Genomic DNA, 15789 nt, shown 5'->3' with positions numbered 1-15789 from the left:
AACGCGTCAATCTGGGGATAGCCGCTCGATCGGCCGGGGACGACGATCGTCTCCCCGCCGCAACGAACGACTGCCGGTCCCCGGCTATGAATACACACGACCGACTGATCCGGTCGGCCGCGCTCGCGAAACTACGCCTCGCCGAACTCTCTCCCGAAGCGTCGCGAAGCCGTGTGGCGATCTCGCCATCACTCGACCTGTATGTCGCCAACCATCGATGTCGGATGGACCTCACAGATGTACGTGGCCATCTCGCTACTGGCGTCGAACTCGAGCCACTGATCTTCGGGTTCGGTGACGACTTCCGTCGCAAGATCGCCGACTACTTCGTCGTTTTCGTTCCGGATTTCGATGTTGTGCTCGGCGCCGTCACCGGTCGTCCAGCCGATTTCGTATGACTCTCCCTCCTGAAGGATGAGTGTTGGATTCTCCATGTCCGCTATCGAGTCAGGTGCGATACCGAGCCACGCGGCGGTCTGTCCATCGAACTCGATCTGCGTGCCGGGTTCTATTTCGACGCCACCGCCCCCGTTACCGCCGTTACCACCGTTGCCGCCGCCACCACCGCAGCCCGCGACCAACGCGGTGGACATCGCAGCACCTGTTACCGTAAGCAGTCGCCGTCGGGATACGCGGTTGTTGTGTACCATTGGTGGCGGTTGGCATCCTATGCGGATACGTAGGAACCCGTCTAGTGCATGGGTATCAAAACCCTTCAGACGACTCGTCGTCCATTGAGCGACCCACCGCCAAACAGTAGATGCTGATTCGAAGGAACTACTGTAAAGCCGTGGGTTTTCTCCTGTATTTCGTCTGAGCTGGTTTCATGCGAAGCTGAACGGTCTGATCTAGTCGTCGGTCTCTGCTTCAGCGTGTAGAAACTACCCTCGTGAATAGCGGCGAATCAGTTGAGATCATCGTGTTAGAAGGGTGAATCCGAGGAAATTAAAGTCAATCTCCGTGACTTCGTCAAACCAGCTTTAGGAAAGCACGCGGGCGAACCCGCCGCTGATGGGCGTGTGGCCTGCTATAGATAGTGGCAGGGGTCGAATATTAAAAACACCAGTTATATTAGTATATATAACAGTAATACAACAATTGTCGCTGTAAGAGCACAACAAAGAATCAGCAGCAATCGGTTCGAAAAACGAAGGCCGTCACTCTGAGGGGACCCCTCCGAAAGCGCAGGCTCGTCCGTGGTACTCTGGCTCTCTGAATCGGTCCTTTCGGAATAAACGAACTCATGTGAGGAATCAGATCGATCCGTCGAAGATCGATCCATCGATGTCGCTCCCTCGAGGGAACGTAAAACGGTTTCCACCCGGTGAAACTCCTCGCCGTGGATTATCCGATCTGCCGCCGTATCGTACGTAATAAGTCCGTTCGCTTCGAGGACTTCGAGGTGGTTCTGTCGAAGTGAGACACGAACGCTGTTGCGGTATTTACTCGAATCGTCCCACTCCTCATCCTCGAGGCGCATTATATCAGTTACTAGCTGATTCAGTGGAACCGGATCGTCATAGGATGCGAGTGCTTCTAAAAATATCCGTCGGCGTGAATTTGCAAGCATCTCTATGATGGTGCTTTCCTCGAAAAGTGGTGTGTTTTCCATTCAATGTCGCCCCCAAATATATCACCTGTATTTATTGAATATATGTGTTTGGGTCATTCTAGGCCTCTTTTAGCCATATTTGTAGGTAATAGCCAACAGAGTACGATTCGAAGACTACAGTACTAGTGTATTTTTATATGTTATTTTGATCGTCTCCGGATGCAAGCTCCGAGTCACTCGCCTTGCTTATCTGTAAACCTCAGGGCCAAGTGGTTCGAGACGCCAAAGGCGTCTCGTCACTAAGCGGGATCGGAGATCCCGCGAGGTCCGCGAACCCAAAGGGTTCGCTTGATCCCGAAAGACTTCGTCTTTCGGACGATCCCGAGGGAACTCAACCTGCTCCGACTGTAGAAGTAGTTCCAGTCGAAATTGTAACACCCGTCTCAAGAGATCGAGGCGGTCACAAGCGGGGAAGGGAAACTACAGTAACGCTGCCACTACGCCAAAAAACCCGATCGTCACTACCAGCCGGCCCAAGCTTCCGAGGAAAGTTGCGATGGCGAATCTCGTGTAATTGCGCTCTAAGACGGCAAACGCGTATATCGAAATCGTATCGGGGAAAAACGGGACCGAGAGAGCCATCGCGAGGCCGGCGTATCCGTATTTCTGTGCGAGTTGCACGGAGCGATTCTCCGACCACTCGAGGACATCCCACCGGGAGTTTCGCAACCATCGAGTGATCGGCCCCGAACTGACGACTTCCTGTCCGATGTGAAAGGCGAGGACGCTGCCGACGGCCTTGCCCGTCGCACTCACGAGCATGATACTCGAGAAGTGAGCCCACGTGGGGAGTCCGAGATCCAGCGGCGCGGCCAGAACGACCTCGCTCGGACCCGGAAGCGCGAACGCGATCAAAAACGAGTAGACGAAGATAATCACCATCCCGAACCATCCTGTCGCCGATTTAACGAGCGATTCGAATCCGCCGAACACGGCGGCGATCGGGGCCTCGAACGCGAGTACTGATACTGTCGTTAGCATGTGGTTTCGTGCGTGTGGATCTCGTCGTGTCCCGACGGCCCACGGGGGCCTGAAGTTGTGCCTTCCTGATCGCTGGCTCGGGTGGCGTCGTTCGACGTCCGAACAAACACCGGTCACTCATAGGAATCTTGTGTTTTGCTGTTTCGTCGTCAGTTCGTGTACACAATATCCGAGCGCGACTCTTGCAGAAGTGGGCCATACACCCGATGCGGACGGCAGGTCGTTCGAATCAGTCTCTCGACATCGGTCAAGCGAGTTCGGCTCTCGATCGATCTCCAGGTGTTCGTTTCGGTCCCGTTTCCCGGGTAGGTACGTCGCGTACGGAGTGGAACAGACAGCACCAGAAAAGAGGGTCGGACCGCTGAAACCGTTCGCTGGATCGTTATTCGCTCGAGTTCTCGAGCGCCGAATCGTTCGTCGAAGCGTTCCCGTCGCTTTCGTTGCCCTCGATGATGTCATCCTGGGCGTCGTCGAGCGTCTCGTTCGTCTCCGATTCGTTCGTCGTTGACTCGTTCGTCGGTTCTTGCTCGTCGGTACCGGTTTGGTCGTCCTCGCTCGCGTCCGGGATCGAGAGTTCCTCGCCCTCTTCCGGCGGGACGAACTCCATCACGACGCCCGTATCGCCCTCCGGGACGCCCTCCCGATTGGCGAGGACGAACACGTTGCCCTCGTCGTCCTGGCCGAACTGCCGGACGAAATAGGGGAACGAGCCGCCCTCGGTACCGGCGATCTGCAACTCCGTCATCTCCCAGAGTTCGTCTCGAGGGACGACCTCGTTCGTCTGCTCGCCGCCGTCTTCAGTCCCGTCAGCCGTCTCGTCGCTAGTCGTGTTATTTGGTTCCTCGTTGGTCGCATTGTCCGACGCTCCGTTAGCCGTGTCAGTCGTCGCCTCGTCGCCTGCTGCGGTTTCCGATCCGGGTTCGGCGGCAGCAAGAATACGCCCTGCGGGCTCCTCTCGGGCGGGGTCCGAGGTCCAGTCGCCGAAGACGTACTGGCCGTCCAGATCCGGAATCAGATCGCTCTCGTAGACGTGGCCGCCGATAATGGTGATGCCGACCGACTGTCCCTGATAGACGTGCGGATATTCGACGATCGGGTCCTGTAGCTCCTGACCGTTGTACGGCGGTTCGTCGGGGGCCGTATCCGGACAGTCCTCGGGTGGGTCGCTCGGGCTCTCGGTGCTAAAGCAGTGGGTTCCCTCCTTGACGTTCCAGCCGTAGTTGCCCCCCGCTTCCACGATGTTCGCTTCCTCGTAGAGGTTCTGGCCCGCGTCGGAGACGAACAGTCGGCCCTCGCTGTCGAAGGAGATGCCGAAGGGGTTTCGGAGTCCCCAGGCGTAGTACTCGGGGAGGGCATCTTCGACGTCGACCAGCGGGTTGTCCTCCGGGATGGCGTACGGTCTGTCCTCGCACACCCAGTCGACGTCGATCCGGTGAACCCCGCCGAGTAAGTTTTCGCTGACATCCTGGCCGTTTCCGCCGGCGTTCTCGTCGTACCAGTCCTCGACGTGCCCTTCCATGTCGTCGTTCGCGCCGCCGCCGTCACCCATCGGGACGTAGAGGTACCCGTCCGGACCAAACGCCATCGGCCCGGCGTCGTGGTTGTACTGTGGCTTCTGGAACTCCATCAGAACGCGCTCGGAGTCGGGGTCTGCCTGACTCGAGTCTGGTGGATCGGCCCGGAACTCGGAGACGACTTCGACGTGGCTCCAGCCCTCCGGCGTCTCGTCGTTCGGCGGCGCGCTGTAGTGGACGAAAAAGCGCCCGTTCTCGGCGAACGAGGGGTGGAACTCGATGCCGAGCAGTCCGCGTTCGTCGTAGGCCTGATTCGGATCGGCGTACTCGCCCGCGAACGTTCCGAGTTCGACGAGTCGGTCGCTGATATCGAGAAACGGCTCGCTCTGGCGCTCACCGCCCTCGACGAGCCAGATCTGGCCGGGTTGATCCGCGATGTAATAGCGCTCGTCGCCGTCCGAGGGGGCGTCGAAGTCGGTCGGTGCGGTCATCCCGTCGGCGACGGTCTGCAGGCCGATTTCGACGCCGGGTTCGAAGAACGGCGTCGCCTCGCCACCCGCCGTCTCTTCTTCGGTGTCCTCGGCTTCATCGCCGACCGAAATCTCCCCGCGCATCGTCGCCGAGTGGGGCTCACAGTAGTATTCGGCCATCTCGCTCGAGGCTTCGAACTCGAGGGTCTGGGTGGCCCCCTGCTCGCTCAGGAGGTCAGTTCGCTCGAGTTCGGTGCCCTCGTCGTCGACGATGACGAAGTTGTGTGGTAATCCGTCGAGGTTTTCCCAGATTACCTCGTAGGTCGTGCCCGCCTCGAGCTCGAGCGTCGGATTGGTTTCGCCCTCGATTTCGGACGGAGCGACCCCCTGCCAGCCGCTGACCTCGCCGCCGAGTTCGATCGTCTGGGTCTCCTGTGCGAGACCGGTATCGCCGAGGGCGACGAGACCACCCGCGACCGCGCTCGCCTGTAGGATCCGCCGTCGCGTGATCGGCCATCGATCGTTCGGTACCACCGGTTCGGGATCGGACGCAGCTCGATCGTCACTGTGTTTGCTCATGTCTCCGCGAGATGCGTCGTCGACCGGTCGCATAACGACGACGGCTGTTCCCTCCAATTCCCGGTCTCAATCGGCTGTTGCCGATCATGAATGTCTCTCGGCCGCTGTCGTGGGAAATAGTAACACTGATTTACCGGAGTCAATACCGATTTGCTCGAGTCGCAGATCGAATACTGGGACACGCCGGGAGATAGACTCAACTGCCTCTGGTGGTCGGAGGGGTCACAGTAACATCGCTTGCAGCTGGCAATAGAACCGATACTCCTGAATCCGAGGGTAGAACCAATGGCGAACCGACTGAAGTTCAAATATTTGTCATCGGGTAAACGAGACTGGTCGACCGCGGCGCGAATCCGCAAATCTCTCGTTGCTTGAGAGACTGGACGAAACCGGGAACGCGAGCGTCGGTTCTGAGCAGGACTCTGTACGCTTCGTGCGTCGGAACCGGCATGCCGCCGACCTCAGTCAACTCGAGGTCGCCCGTTTTGCATTGAGACGCTAGAACCCAACGCTGACCCCCCAGTCGATCGAAACGTTTTCGTATAATCTGACACGTATTTCTGCTCGAGTAATGGAAAACCATCGATCACGGGACTGGTCGTGCTCTGGTTCGTCGTACTCGTCTTCCTCCAGACGGGCATAGGAGGCAGCAATCCGGTAATCATGGCGAGTGGCTTTCTCGCCATCGTCCTCTTGTACGCGATTCCGCTCACACTCGTCGTGTACGATGTTTCACTGATACTCAAGCTGTGACTGCAGACGCGTCTCGCGAGAAGGCGTTCGGAGTGGGCACTCAATGCCTGCAGCGTTCGAAGTGTAAAAAGCCCGTGGGATTCCGGGGGATGCCTGTTGGACGAGGGGGTGGAGATGAAGGCTGACTGGGGATGGGTTGGGGTGATGGAGGGCATCGTCGCCCACGGGTACTTACACCGAGACGCCGAATTCGTATAGACGGTACCGCCGATCCCCACTAAGTGGGAATGCCCGCAGAAAGCGGTGATTCACGGATTTTCGGCTCCCAGCCTCGAGGCAGTGGACAGCGGCTCGCGTACTGATATCCAGCTCTCGCCCACCACCAGATTGCACCGGTCCGGTGGGAGAGACGTCCTCGGGCTGCGACCAGAATCTGCCAACAGGTCGTTCGTGGCGGCGAATTCACGTCGACACCGTTTTCCGGTGATCGTCGACGCTATGACAGCGATTCTACCAACGCTATTTGTACCTCGAGATAAGATGTCATTTCATGCTCTCCAATGTCAAAGAATCCTTATTCACTGAGCCATCTGGCCGCCACCATGCAGCACTAATGTTTGGTAGTACACTCGTTTTTTCGGGCCTCCTGGTATACTCGAAGATCGTCGGTGGATCTTCCTCGGGACGGTGGCTGTTTTTCATGATAGCAGGGACTGCTCTGTCCGGTATCGCCGAATCTCTTCCAACGGATCAGCGTCGAACAGCCGGTATACTCCGTATAACAGGCATTTTTGTCTTGTCTAGTTTGCTAATTTTCCTCGCCGTATCCCCAGAATTTGTCATAGGACAGTAATCGTTCTATCTTCATGCTCCTCTATTCGAGAAAGCGCATCTAGCCGGAGGACGAAATACCGATGAAAGGGAGCGTACTTGCGTTCGATTCCTGATACACGAATCAGCGGATTGCCCGTGAGAGAAACGACGGTCTCGAGTGGGCGGCGGTAGCCGGAAGTGATTTTCGAGCGGACATGGTACCGCACATATGCCGCTTTCACACTATTGTCGCCAGTCCGGTTCGAACGGCCAGCCGCTATTTCGCCTCGAGACATCTTCGTCTACAACGGTGAGGCGAACGATCACGACAAACAGCGACGGCGACAGTGGACGTCTCGAGGGGTGCTGACCGTGGGCTATCACACGTTCGACGTCGAACGCGCGGAGACGCTCGAAACGGCCGGCCGACGATACCGATTCCTCTCGGCCGAAGAACTGCTGTGGGCGCTCTCGCTCTCGCCGGACGACACCGTTGCCGACCTCGGCAGCGGAACCGGGTTCTTCACGGACGACGTGGCGCCGCACGCCGATCACGTCTACGCGGTCGACGTGCAAGCGGAGATGCACGAGTACTACCGGGAGAAAGGCGTCCCCGAAACCGTCGACCTCGTGACCAGCAACGTGAGCGACCTGCCCCTCGAGGACGGCGCGGTCGATGCCGCGTTCTCGACGATGACGTACCACGAGTTCGCGAGCGACGAGGCGCTCGCCGAGATTCGACGGGTCCTCCGGTCCGGCGGCCGACTCGTCGTCGACTGGACGGCGACGGGAACCGGGGCGGACGGCCCGCCTCTCGAGGAGCGATACAGCGCCGACGAAGCGGCCGCTGCCCTTCGGACGGCCGGCTTCGACGTCGAGCACGAAGCCGTTCGTCCGGAGACGTTCCTCCTGATCGCGAGACTCGAGTGACGAGCGCGGCGGGACCGACGAAATCGGGACGCGGTTCGCTGAGAACAAAAAGTTAACCTCCACTCCCTGCTAACGCCCGTTCGTTCGTGGTTGTAATGCAGGGGACGATCGAGCGACGGGCCGCTGGACAGCGAATACGCGCAGTGGCGAGCGGTATCCACCGCGCCGAATCCGGATCATCGGATCGGCCGCTCGAGGAGGACTAACCCCGTGCGGCGCTCGGTTCGATTTCTCCTGGGAGTCTGCGCCGGCGGTGCTATCCTGGCGGGCTATCTCTACTCCGTGGGGGCGGAGACGGTTCTCGCCCGGATGACCACTATCGGGCCGTTGACGCTCGGCCTCGTCGCTCTGCTCGTCATGCTCGAGGGGGTCGCCGACGGCATCGGCGTCTGGGCGTCGATCGAACCACTCGGCGACGGGATTTCCTGGCCCAAGAGCGTCCAGTTCGCGCTCGCCGGCGACTTCTTCGATACGCTCAGTCCGGCGGGGCCGGTGAGTTCGGAGCCGATCATGGCGCGGTTTTTCAGCGTCGAAACGGAGACGGGCTACGCCGAGGCGCTCGGCGTTCGATCGACGGCCAAATACATCAAATCCGCAACGCAGGTGCTCCTCTCCGCGGTGCTCGGACTGTTCTTGCTCGTCGACGTGCCGAACGCGACGCCGATCCTGCTCACGCTCGGCGGTTCGATCGTCGGGCTGGTGGTCTTCGGGGGCGTCATCCTCTGGTCTCGAGCGTCGCTCTCGAAGGGGCTCGTCGTCGTCCTCACGCCGCTCGTCGCTCGAGTGTCCGGACTCTATCGGGACCAGCCCTACGGTCGCGAGTTCGTCGCGACCGGAGTCGAACGATACTGGCACCGGATCGTCGGGTTTCGAGAGCGACCCGGATTGCTCGCACTCATCGGGGTCGGCGCGGTTGTAGAACAGTTATTGACCGCGTCCGCGCTCTGGGTCGCGTTCGTCGGGTTGGGTGCAGACAGCGTGTTCCTCCCGATACTCGTCATCATCCCGCTGCCACAGATCGCGAGCGTCGTGCCGATTCCGGGGAGCCTCGGCGCGTACGATCTGTTGCTCGGCGGGGCGCTTGTGGTCGTCACCGGCGTCCCGGGTGCGGTCGCGACGGCGGCGGTCCTTCTCGTCCGGACGCTCACCCTCCCGTTCAGTGCGATCGCAGGGGGGATCTGCGTCTCGTATCTGCGGGGCTGGCGGCTCCGAGAGAGCGCCGGTTGAACGCTCGTCGGCCCGTCCTCCAGCCGCCGGTACTCGCCCCCGTTGGCGTCGAAAGACGAACGAGGGCAGCCCTCGAGTCGTTTCCCGTGGCGGCCGGTCAAATTAGATCGTCTGGATCGTGGCTCTCTCGCATTCGACTGGCCTCAGCAGCGTACTGCTCTCGGACGCTCGAGTCGTCGACCGAACCGAGGTTCGCAGGGTCGGCGCGCACCGCTGCGGTCGTATCGCGGACGTCGGTGAACGACGTCAGCGCGCGTTCCTTTCGGTAATACCGTTTACCGTCCGGCGTCGCGTACGCGAGGATGATCAGGTTCTGTTCGTCGTCGGAATACGTTCGTTCGACGAGCCAGACGAGGACCTCCTCATCGGACAAATCGTTCATACTGGACTATCCGGAGTGCGTGCCGAAAAAGATACGTGCCTACCCTCCCGGAACTCGATTCTCGACCACTGCGGCGGCTTGAGAAGCGAGAGCGACGAGTACCGGTTTTCGATGGGGGTTAGCAACAGGGGTGCTCGAAGAGTAACGAACAACATATACTAATCTAAGTACCCCTATAGGATAGCAATGGCAGGAATTCTATCATATAACACCTACATCTATTGTGTACTATCTATACAATATTGTTTGGGGAGTTCTCAGGCCATCATAGATAAGAGGAACTTTAGACCGGTATATCGTCGAATATCGGACGATAGAATGTGACTCAAGATAAGGAGGGTTAAAAATACAGATAGAAGGACATATATCGGCTATTTACCATTTATCTGGGGCGTTTTTTGTTAATTAGATTACCTACGACTACTTCAATCCCCTATAATTCCATAAATTTTGTTTTATAGTATTTTTCTATATTGTAGTTTTTATACAATATAATTTGCTCGTATACAGGTTCTGCAGTTTCTAGCAGAGCAAAGAGTATGACAGACACCAGTCGGAAAACGGTCTGTACAGTCGTGTGTTCTACCCACCGACGAACGTCTGATAACGGACCGCGACAGTTACGATTTCCTTACAATAGTCTGGGCGTAAGATATGAAACATCGAAGTATCGTATCGCTCCAGACCACGCCTCCGACAACTCGAGCGGGACACCAACAAACGCCGCGGGCGCACAATTGTAAATCCGTGCACCACGAATTACGCGGTATGGCCGATCAGATACTCGTTCCGACCGATGGGGGGCGGGCCCGCCAACGCGGCTCTCAGACTCGCGATTCGACTCACGTCGACTAACACGACGCTTCACGTGCTGGTCGTCGAGCCAGAGACCGACTCGAACTCGAGCGCCGAGCGTTCGAGCGACACGCGGTCTCGAGAGACCGACCGGATTCTGGACGCCGTACGGGAAGAGGTCGCCGAGTGGGGACGGTCCGCGCGTACGGTTGTCCGGTCCGGCACTCCGCGAGATCGAATCCTCGAGTACGCAGCGGACCACGATATCGAGCTGATTGTCATGGGAGCGCACGGACACCAATCGGTCAAACGCGTCGATCTGGGGCGCGTGACCGAGGCCGTCGTGCACGCGGCGACCGTTCCCGTACTAGTGGTTCGCGCCAGCGACGACATTCGAAAGCGGTACCCCTACGAGCACGTACTCGTCCCGACCGACGGCAGCGAGCACGCAGCCGCGGCGCTCGACCGAGGTGTCGAAATTGCTGCCGAAACGGGCGCGACAGTCCATCTGCTGTCGGTCGTCCCCGACGAAAACTACGGTATGGAGTCGGACGAGGACGATCTCGTAGACCGGCTCGAGAAACGCACTCGAGCGGGGCTCGCGAAAGCGGCCGAGCGGGTCGCGGACGGCGACCTCGACGTACGGACTGCGATCGCAACGGGAACGATTTACCGTGAAATCACGACGTACGCGGAAACCGAGCCGATAGATCTGATCGTCATGGGAACGCATGGCCGAAGCGGCATCGACCCGACGTTTCTCGGCAGCGTGACGGATCGAGTCTTGCGTACGGCACCGGTTCCCGTCCTGACCGTTCGGAAGCTCTCGGAGATTGTCTCCTGAGTGGATGCCTGTGATCGAGACGGAACGGTTGTGTTCTTCCCCGCGGTAATACCGAATTATCATACACTTCGTTACATTTCTATCCGGGAATACTGCTCCCGGTAGTTTGCAGTTAATGAAAAATTCTGGTACTATTTCGGAACGGTTGAGTCCTCGTGATCGCGAGTAACGGTCAACACCCGTACACAGCTGTCGGATCCTTCAACCGCCCAAAGCCGTATCTGGTTGCCCAAAAGCCACGCGGGTGGGTCCGACTGAGAGGTCGACTACGAGGTCGAACTCGCCGTCGTGATGGGCCGACGGGCCAAACACCTCGAGGAGTCGGAGGTCGACGACTACGTCGCCGGCTACACGGTCCTCAACGACGTGAGCGGTCGAACGGCGCAGTTCTCTGACGGCCAGTTCTTCAGAGGCAAGAGTTACGACACCTTCTCGCCGATGGGACCGACGCTCGTTACTGGATCCGAGTTCGATCCGAACGCCGTCGACGTCGCGCTGCGGGTTGACGGGGAGACCAAACAGTCCTCGAACACCGAGCAATTCATCTTCGACGTGCCGGAACTGATCGCGTCTATCAGCGCGAACATGACGCTCGAGCCCGGTGACGTCGTCTCGACGGGCACGCCCGGCGGCGTCGGTATCTTCCGGGAACCCGCGGATCTGCTCGAGCCGGGCCAGGTCTGTGAGGCCGAAATCGAGGGGATCGGGACGCTCAGAAACCGCGTCGTTTCGGAGTGAGGCGCCAGTCGAAACCGGTTCACGTCGTACTGAGGCGAAGAGACGGCGGCCGCGGATTTTTTCGCGGGTAGAATTCGGTTACCGGGACTCGAGTTCGAGCACGGTCAAAGTGAACTCGAGTCACCTCGAACCCTGCGGAAGCGAACGGTCTCGAGTACGGTTCAAGCGGTTCGGTCTGTAGAAGCGTTCGGAGCGAGAAGAGTGAACGGATTGAAATTAAAAGTACATTCCCGATGGCTCGTTCTGGGAGTATCGGCCAAGAAGGAGATTCGACAGGGCTCTAATTCGAATCGGTGCGCTCCGTTCAGATGGACATTCCGTCGTATGCAGTACGCATCGACTAACAGCGAGTCAGTAGAAATATGGGAATGCAGCGACATCGAACGCAAATCATCCCAGTTTTTATTTTGTTTAGTTATAGCCAGAACCTGCACTGATAGTAAGACTAATAGTTTTATTTTATACTATTATTCGAAAGATAGCGCGGAACGAGGTTGTTTCTCGAGTATTGATAGAAAAAGAGCTCGAGGTAGAAAGTATTAGGAAAAATAGTTCTAATGATATTCGAGCACTGGGATACTGAGAGACAGCGAGGATATCACGGAGCGTGCCACTGCGGGACAGCATCCTCGATGACTGCTGTGTCGGTTCCAGACCAGAGCGGCGTTTCCGTTGTCGCCCTATTCACACCGGCGCGGTTCTGCGATCCATCGCTCCGTTGGTACTGTCGTGGATAGCACCGAGGAATATTCCCTGGTACTACCTACCGTGAATTGTGTACACGGACGTCAATGTGGATTTATGTACCAACCCGTTGCCAATTTTGCTGGATACGATGTCTACGGCTTCACACGACAGAGCGGTTCCCAAACAGGCGTTCACAGGAGTATCTGAGCTCGAATCCTCCAAGGCCAAACTCGTTTATCTGGCACTCCTCGTGACAGAGGAGGCGACGACAACTGAACTCCAGCGGATGCTAGACCTGCCGAAACTGACGCTACTGCCGATTCTGACCTCACTCGTACACCAAGATCTCGCACAGCGCACGGAGGACGGCTACGCCTGCCAGTGATATCGAAAGTAACGACAGCCGTCTTGGGTGTTCGATACAATTAACCTCGAGTCATAGCTAATTCTCTTTGTCGCAGTCTTCGAACGACGAGACACCGATCCGATCGCTACGTTCCCGTACAACCAACTGAAAAGCTTTATTACCCCAATCTACGTTTTTCGCCGACAGGCACGGTTATCCGAGTTTATTCTCTTGGTTTGATTACGTTCTGGATTTATTTTTTCGGTGAAAACCTAACAAAAGCAGTTTCATCGCTCGAGGTGTAGATTGACCACACCCACACCTCATGAGTGAAGGTCAGATCAGCGTCAGAACGACACTTGGACAGTACGGACACTATTGGAACAAACGACGAGCGAGAGACGCGACGATCGCCTGCTACTCGAGACGGACCCTCGGGCCGGCACTGGGTGAATCACCGGATCGAAGCGTGGTGATGTCGCCGAACTCGACCGAATCGCCGGCCGAAATCTCGGGGCCGTCTACCTGCGCGACGAGTCGGATATCGTCGTCGAACTGGATCAGTCCGAGCCGGTTCGGCGCTCTGACGCCCGGCGGCGTGGCGTGGACGGTCGTCGTCGCCACCACCCGCCCGGTACCGAGCGAATACGTCTCGAACGACGTCGATCCGCACTCGGCACAGCGAGCCCGCGTGTAATACCAGTGGTTCGAGCACGCGGTACATTTGAACGCTCGGTCGATGTTTTCGCCATCCGCGAGGGGGGATTTCGTTTCGGTCATGCGCGCTCCACGATCGTACAGATCGAATTGTTGCCGAAGCCAGCGACGTTGATCGCGAGCCCGGTTTCGGGACCCTCGAGCTGGCGATCCGCTCCGGGCGCGTCGCCACGGAGTTGCCAGACCAGTTCGATCACCTGTGAAATACCGGTCGCGCCGAGGGGGTGGCCGCGGGCCTTGAGCCCGCCGCCGGGATTGACCGGTAATACGCCGTCGCGATCCGTTTCGCCGGCCATCGTCGCCTTCCAGGCTTCACCGGCGTCGTAGAAGCCGAGCTCCTCGAGTTCGAGCAACTCGAGGATCGTGAACGCGTCGTGGATACACGCGACGTCGACGTCCTCGTGGGCGACGCCGGCCCTCGTCATAGCGCGGGAACCGGCGCGAGAGACGCTCTCGATCTCGAGGGGGTCCGGCCGCTCCGCGACGGCGTGCGTGCCGGTCGCGCTCTCGATTCCGGACACCCGAACGTCGCCGTCCTCGGCCGAGAGCACGACGGCGGCGGCCCCGTCGCTCGTCGGACAGCAATCGTACAGTCGAAGGGGCTCCGCGACGGGCGGCGACTCAAGGGCTTCCTCGATCGTGATCTCCTTTCGGAACTGCGCGTAGGGGTTCGCGGCAGCGTTTCGGTGGTTCTTGACTGCGACCGCCGCGAGCCCTGCGCGATCGGCGTCGTAGCGCTCGAGGTAGGCGTCGGCCGCCAGTCCGGCGAACGAGGGCAGGGTGATCCCCTGCTGGTACTCGCGGTCGTGGACGAGGCTGCTGATGACGTCTGTCGAGACCTCCCGGTCGACCGCAGACATCGTCTCGACGCCCACGACGAGCGCGGTCCGCGACCGCCCCGACCGGATCGCATCGACGCCGCGCAGGAGTGCGCTCGCGCCGCTCGCGCTGGTGTTCTCGATCCGGTCGGCCGTCGCGCCGTCGATTCCGAGCGCGCCGCAGAGGGCGTTCTCGATCCCCGTCCGCCGATCGAACGCCTCGGCGGCCATGTTTCCGACGTGGACCGACTCGACGCCGGCGGGTTCGAGGGCGGCGTCCTCGAGTGCGCTCCAGGCGACCCGCTCGGCGAGGTCGAGCGTGCTTGAGCCGCTCTCGCTCTCGAACGGAACCATGCCGACGCCGCTGATGAAGACGTCCATCGGCTCACTCCCCGCCGAACGCGCCGCGAGCTTCGAGTTCGTCCAGTTCGTCCTCGTCGTAGCCGAGCGTCGCGAAGACGCTGCGGTTGTGTTCGCCCAACTGCGGCGGCGGCGACTCGAACCCGCTGCTCGAGCGGTCGTACTTGAGCGGGTGTTCGACGACGGGAATCTCGCCGCGGTCAGGATCCTCGATGGACGTGACGGTATCGCGCGCGTCGGTCTGCTCGTTGTAGAGCGCGTCCTCGGGCTCGAAAACCGGCCCCGCGGGAATGCCGGCCTCCTCCACGAGGAGGACCATCCACTCGTCGGTGGTCAGTTCGCGGAACGTCGCCTCGAGTTCCGCCTCGAGTTCGCCCATGTGCTCGACGCGGTCGGCGTTCGTCTCGAACCGTTCGTCCTCGACGAGGTCCGGGCGCTCGAGGGCCGTACACAGCCCCTTCCAGAGCTTCTGGTTGAGACAGGCGACGTTGATGTGGCCGTCGGCCGTCTCGAAGGTCTGGTACGGCGCGAGGACGGGATCTTTGGTTCCCATCCGCGAGGGCGATTCGCCGGCGAAGACCTTGCCGGCCTGTTTCGTCAGCCACGGCAGCGCCGCGTCGAGCATGCCGAGATCGATGTACTCACCCTCGCCGGTTCGCTGGCGGCGGTAGAGCGCGTTCGAAATCCCGAACGCGGCCCACATCGCGGTGATGAGGTCAGTCATCGGGAGACCGACTTTCACGGGTTTGCCATCGGCTTCTCCGGTGACGCTCATGATGCCGCTCATCCCCTGAATCAGCAGGTCGTAGCCGGGACGCTCGCGCCAGGGGCCGGTCTGGCCGAACGCCGAAATCGCACAGTAGATGACGTCGTCGTTGTGCGCGCGGATCGCGTCCTCGTCGACATCGAGTCGTTCGGCGGTTCCCGGTCGATAGTTCTGGATGAAAACGTCCGCTTCGCTCGCGAGTTCGTAGAGCGCTTCCCGGCCCGCGTCGCTTTTCAGGTCGAGTTCGACGCTCTTCTTGCCGTAGTTGACCGACCAGAAGTACGGCGACTCGCCGTCGACGAACGGGGGACCGGAGTGGCGGTTGTCGTCGCCCACTTCCGGCCGTTCGACTTTGATGACCTCCGCGCCCTGGTTCGCCAGCATCAGCGAACAGAAGCCGCCGGTGACGAACGTCGTTAGATCGAGGACTCTCACGCCGTCTAAAATGCGATCGCTGCCAGTCATGTGATATCATGACAATCTGATCGGCCCGGGCAAAAAGCTTCCTATCAGGTGC

General features: G+C 59.4%; 12 protein-coding genes and 1 pseudogene. 5 read left to right on the top strand and 8 right to left on the bottom strand.

All coding sequences use genetic code 11. The features are described 5' to 3' along the window. Positions 1-188: 188 nt before the first annotated feature. The 4 genes from BM348_RS15430 to BM348_RS15415 all read right to left on the bottom strand — a co-directional run bounded on the left by BM348_RS15430 (position 189) and on the right by BM348_RS15415 (position 5156). Entirely contained in the window at positions 189-593 is a 405-nt protein-coding gene (locus tag BM348_RS15430; protein WP_245779483.1) for a cupredoxin domain-containing protein, read from the bottom strand. A 473-nt stretch (positions 594-1066) separates the two neighbouring features. Then, positions 1067-1612 (bottom strand): DUF7344 domain-containing protein, encoded by a 546-nt coding sequence (locus tag BM348_RS15425; RefSeq protein WP_139231199.1) that lies wholly within the window; start codon positions 1610-1612, stop codon positions 1067-1069. 420 nt (positions 1613-2032) lie between these two features. Next, entirely contained in the window at positions 2033-2593 is a 561-nt protein-coding gene (locus tag BM348_RS15420; RefSeq protein WP_175507207.1) for a YqaA family protein, read from the bottom strand. Between the two features lie 382 nt (positions 2594-2975). Beyond that, complete coding sequence (locus BM348_RS15415; protein ID WP_092906431.1) at positions 2976-5156, bottom strand: PQQ-dependent sugar dehydrogenase; 2181 nt, start codon at positions 5154-5156, stop codon at positions 2976-2978. Positions 5157-7034: 1878 nt separating this feature from the next. On the opposite strand from BM348_RS15415, the gene BM348_RS15405 reads away from it, so the two are divergent. Together BM348_RS15405 and BM348_RS15400 are read left to right on the top strand one after the other, a co-directional pair. Further along, positions 7035-7592 carry a class I SAM-dependent methyltransferase gene (locus BM348_RS15405; protein ID WP_092906429.1) on the top strand — a complete coding sequence of 186 codons (558 nt, stop codon included), beginning with the start codon at positions 7035-7037 and terminating at the stop codon, positions 7590-7592. Positions 7593-7802: 210 nt separating this feature from the next. Continuing rightward, complete coding sequence (locus BM348_RS15400) at positions 7803-8819, top strand: lysylphosphatidylglycerol synthase transmembrane domain-containing protein (protein WP_092906100.1); 1017 nt, start codon at positions 7803-7805, stop codon at positions 8817-8819. A gap of 97 nt (positions 8820-8916) precedes the next feature. Here BM348_RS15400 and BM348_RS15395 read toward each other — a convergent pair whose 3' ends face one another. Then, positions 8917-9201 carry a hypothetical protein gene (locus BM348_RS15395; RefSeq protein ID WP_092906098.1) on the bottom strand — a complete coding sequence of 95 codons (285 nt, stop codon included), beginning with the start codon at positions 9199-9201 and terminating at the stop codon, positions 8917-8919. Between the two features lie 796 nt (positions 9202-9997). Between BM348_RS15395 and BM348_RS15390 the strand changes: the two genes are divergently transcribed. The 3 genes and pseudogenes from BM348_RS15390 (at position 9998) to BM348_RS15380 (ending at position 12650) form a co-directional block, all read left to right on the top strand. Next, the gene (locus BM348_RS15390) at positions 9998-10840 is read left to right on the top strand and encodes a universal stress protein (RefSeq protein WP_245779482.1); all 843 of its coding nucleotides are present in this window, start codon (positions 9998-10000) and stop codon (positions 10838-10840) included. A 258-nt stretch (positions 10841-11098) separates the two neighbouring features. After that, positions 11099-11578 (top strand): annotated as a pseudogene (locus BM348_RS15385) (fumarylacetoacetate hydrolase family protein); the annotation flags it as partial. Between the two features lie 775 nt (positions 11579-12353). Beyond that, positions 12354-12650, top strand: coding sequence for a MarR family transcriptional regulator (locus BM348_RS15380; protein ID WP_394328106.1), 297 nt, complete (start codon positions 12354-12356; stop codon positions 12648-12650). Between the two features lie 378 nt (positions 12651-13028). On the opposite strand, the gene BM348_RS15375 is transcribed toward BM348_RS15380, so the two are convergent. The 3 genes from BM348_RS15375 to BM348_RS15365 are packed head-to-tail and all read right to left on the bottom strand — an operon-like array spanning position 13029 to position 15737. Continuing rightward, entirely contained in the window at positions 13029-13391 is a 363-nt protein-coding gene (locus BM348_RS15375) for a Zn-ribbon domain-containing OB-fold protein (RefSeq protein WP_092906094.1), read from the bottom strand. Next, positions 13388-14527, bottom strand: a complete 1140-nt coding sequence (locus BM348_RS15370; protein ID WP_092906092.1) for a thiolase family protein — start codon at positions 14525-14527, stop codon at positions 13388-13390. Before BM348_RS15370 ends, BM348_RS15375 begins: the two co-directional genes overlap by 4 nt. A gap of 4 nt (positions 14528-14531) precedes the next feature. Continuing rightward, positions 14532-15737 (bottom strand): CaiB/BaiF CoA transferase family protein, encoded by a 1206-nt coding sequence (locus BM348_RS15365; RefSeq protein WP_092906090.1) that lies wholly within the window; start codon positions 15735-15737, stop codon positions 14532-14534. Positions 15738-15789 lie beyond the last annotated feature (52 nt).

Origin of the sequence: Halostagnicola kamekurae (assembly GCF_900116205.1) — an archaeon.
Taxonomy (GTDB): Archaea; Halobacteriota; Halobacteria; order Halobacteriales; family Natrialbaceae; genus Halostagnicola; species Halostagnicola kamekurae.
Note: the sequence above shows the minus strand (reverse complement) of the source record. Positions and strands in the feature narration are given on the sequence as shown.

Bases quoted from the DNA above. Each gene is read 5' to 3' on its own strand.
- BM348_RS15430 (WP_245779483.1), bottom strand. From the start codon at position 593: ATGTCCACCGCGTTGGTCGCGGGCTGCGGTGGTGGCGGCGGCAACGGT.
- BM348_RS15425 (WP_139231199.1), bottom strand. From the start codon at position 1,612: ATGGAAAACACACCACTTTTCGAGGAAAGCACCATCATAGAGATGCTT.
- BM348_RS15420 (WP_175507207.1), bottom strand. From the start codon at position 2,593: ATGCTAACGACAGTATCAGTACTCGCGTTCGAGGCCCCGATCGCCGCC.
- BM348_RS15415 (WP_092906431.1), bottom strand. From the start codon at position 5,156: ATGAGCAAACACAGTGACGATCGAGCTGCGTCCGATCCCGAACCGGTG.
- BM348_RS15395 (WP_092906098.1), bottom strand. From the start codon at position 9,201: ATGAACGATTTGTCCGATGAGGAGGTCCTCGTCTGGCTCGTCGAACGA.
- BM348_RS15390 (WP_245779482.1), top strand. From the start codon at position 9,998: ATGGGGGGCGGGCCCGCCAACGCGGCTCTCAGACTCGCGATTCGACTC.
- BM348_RS15375 (WP_092906094.1), bottom strand. From the start codon at position 13,391: ATGACCGAAACGAAATCCCCCCTCGCGGATGGCGAAAACATCGACCGA.
- BM348_RS15370 (WP_092906092.1), bottom strand. From the start codon at position 14,527: ATGGACGTCTTCATCAGCGGCGTCGGCATGGTTCCGTTCGAGAGCGAG.
- BM348_RS15365 (WP_092906090.1), bottom strand. From the start codon at position 15,737: ATGACTGGCAGCGATCGCATTTTAGACGGCGTGAGAGTCCTCGATCTA.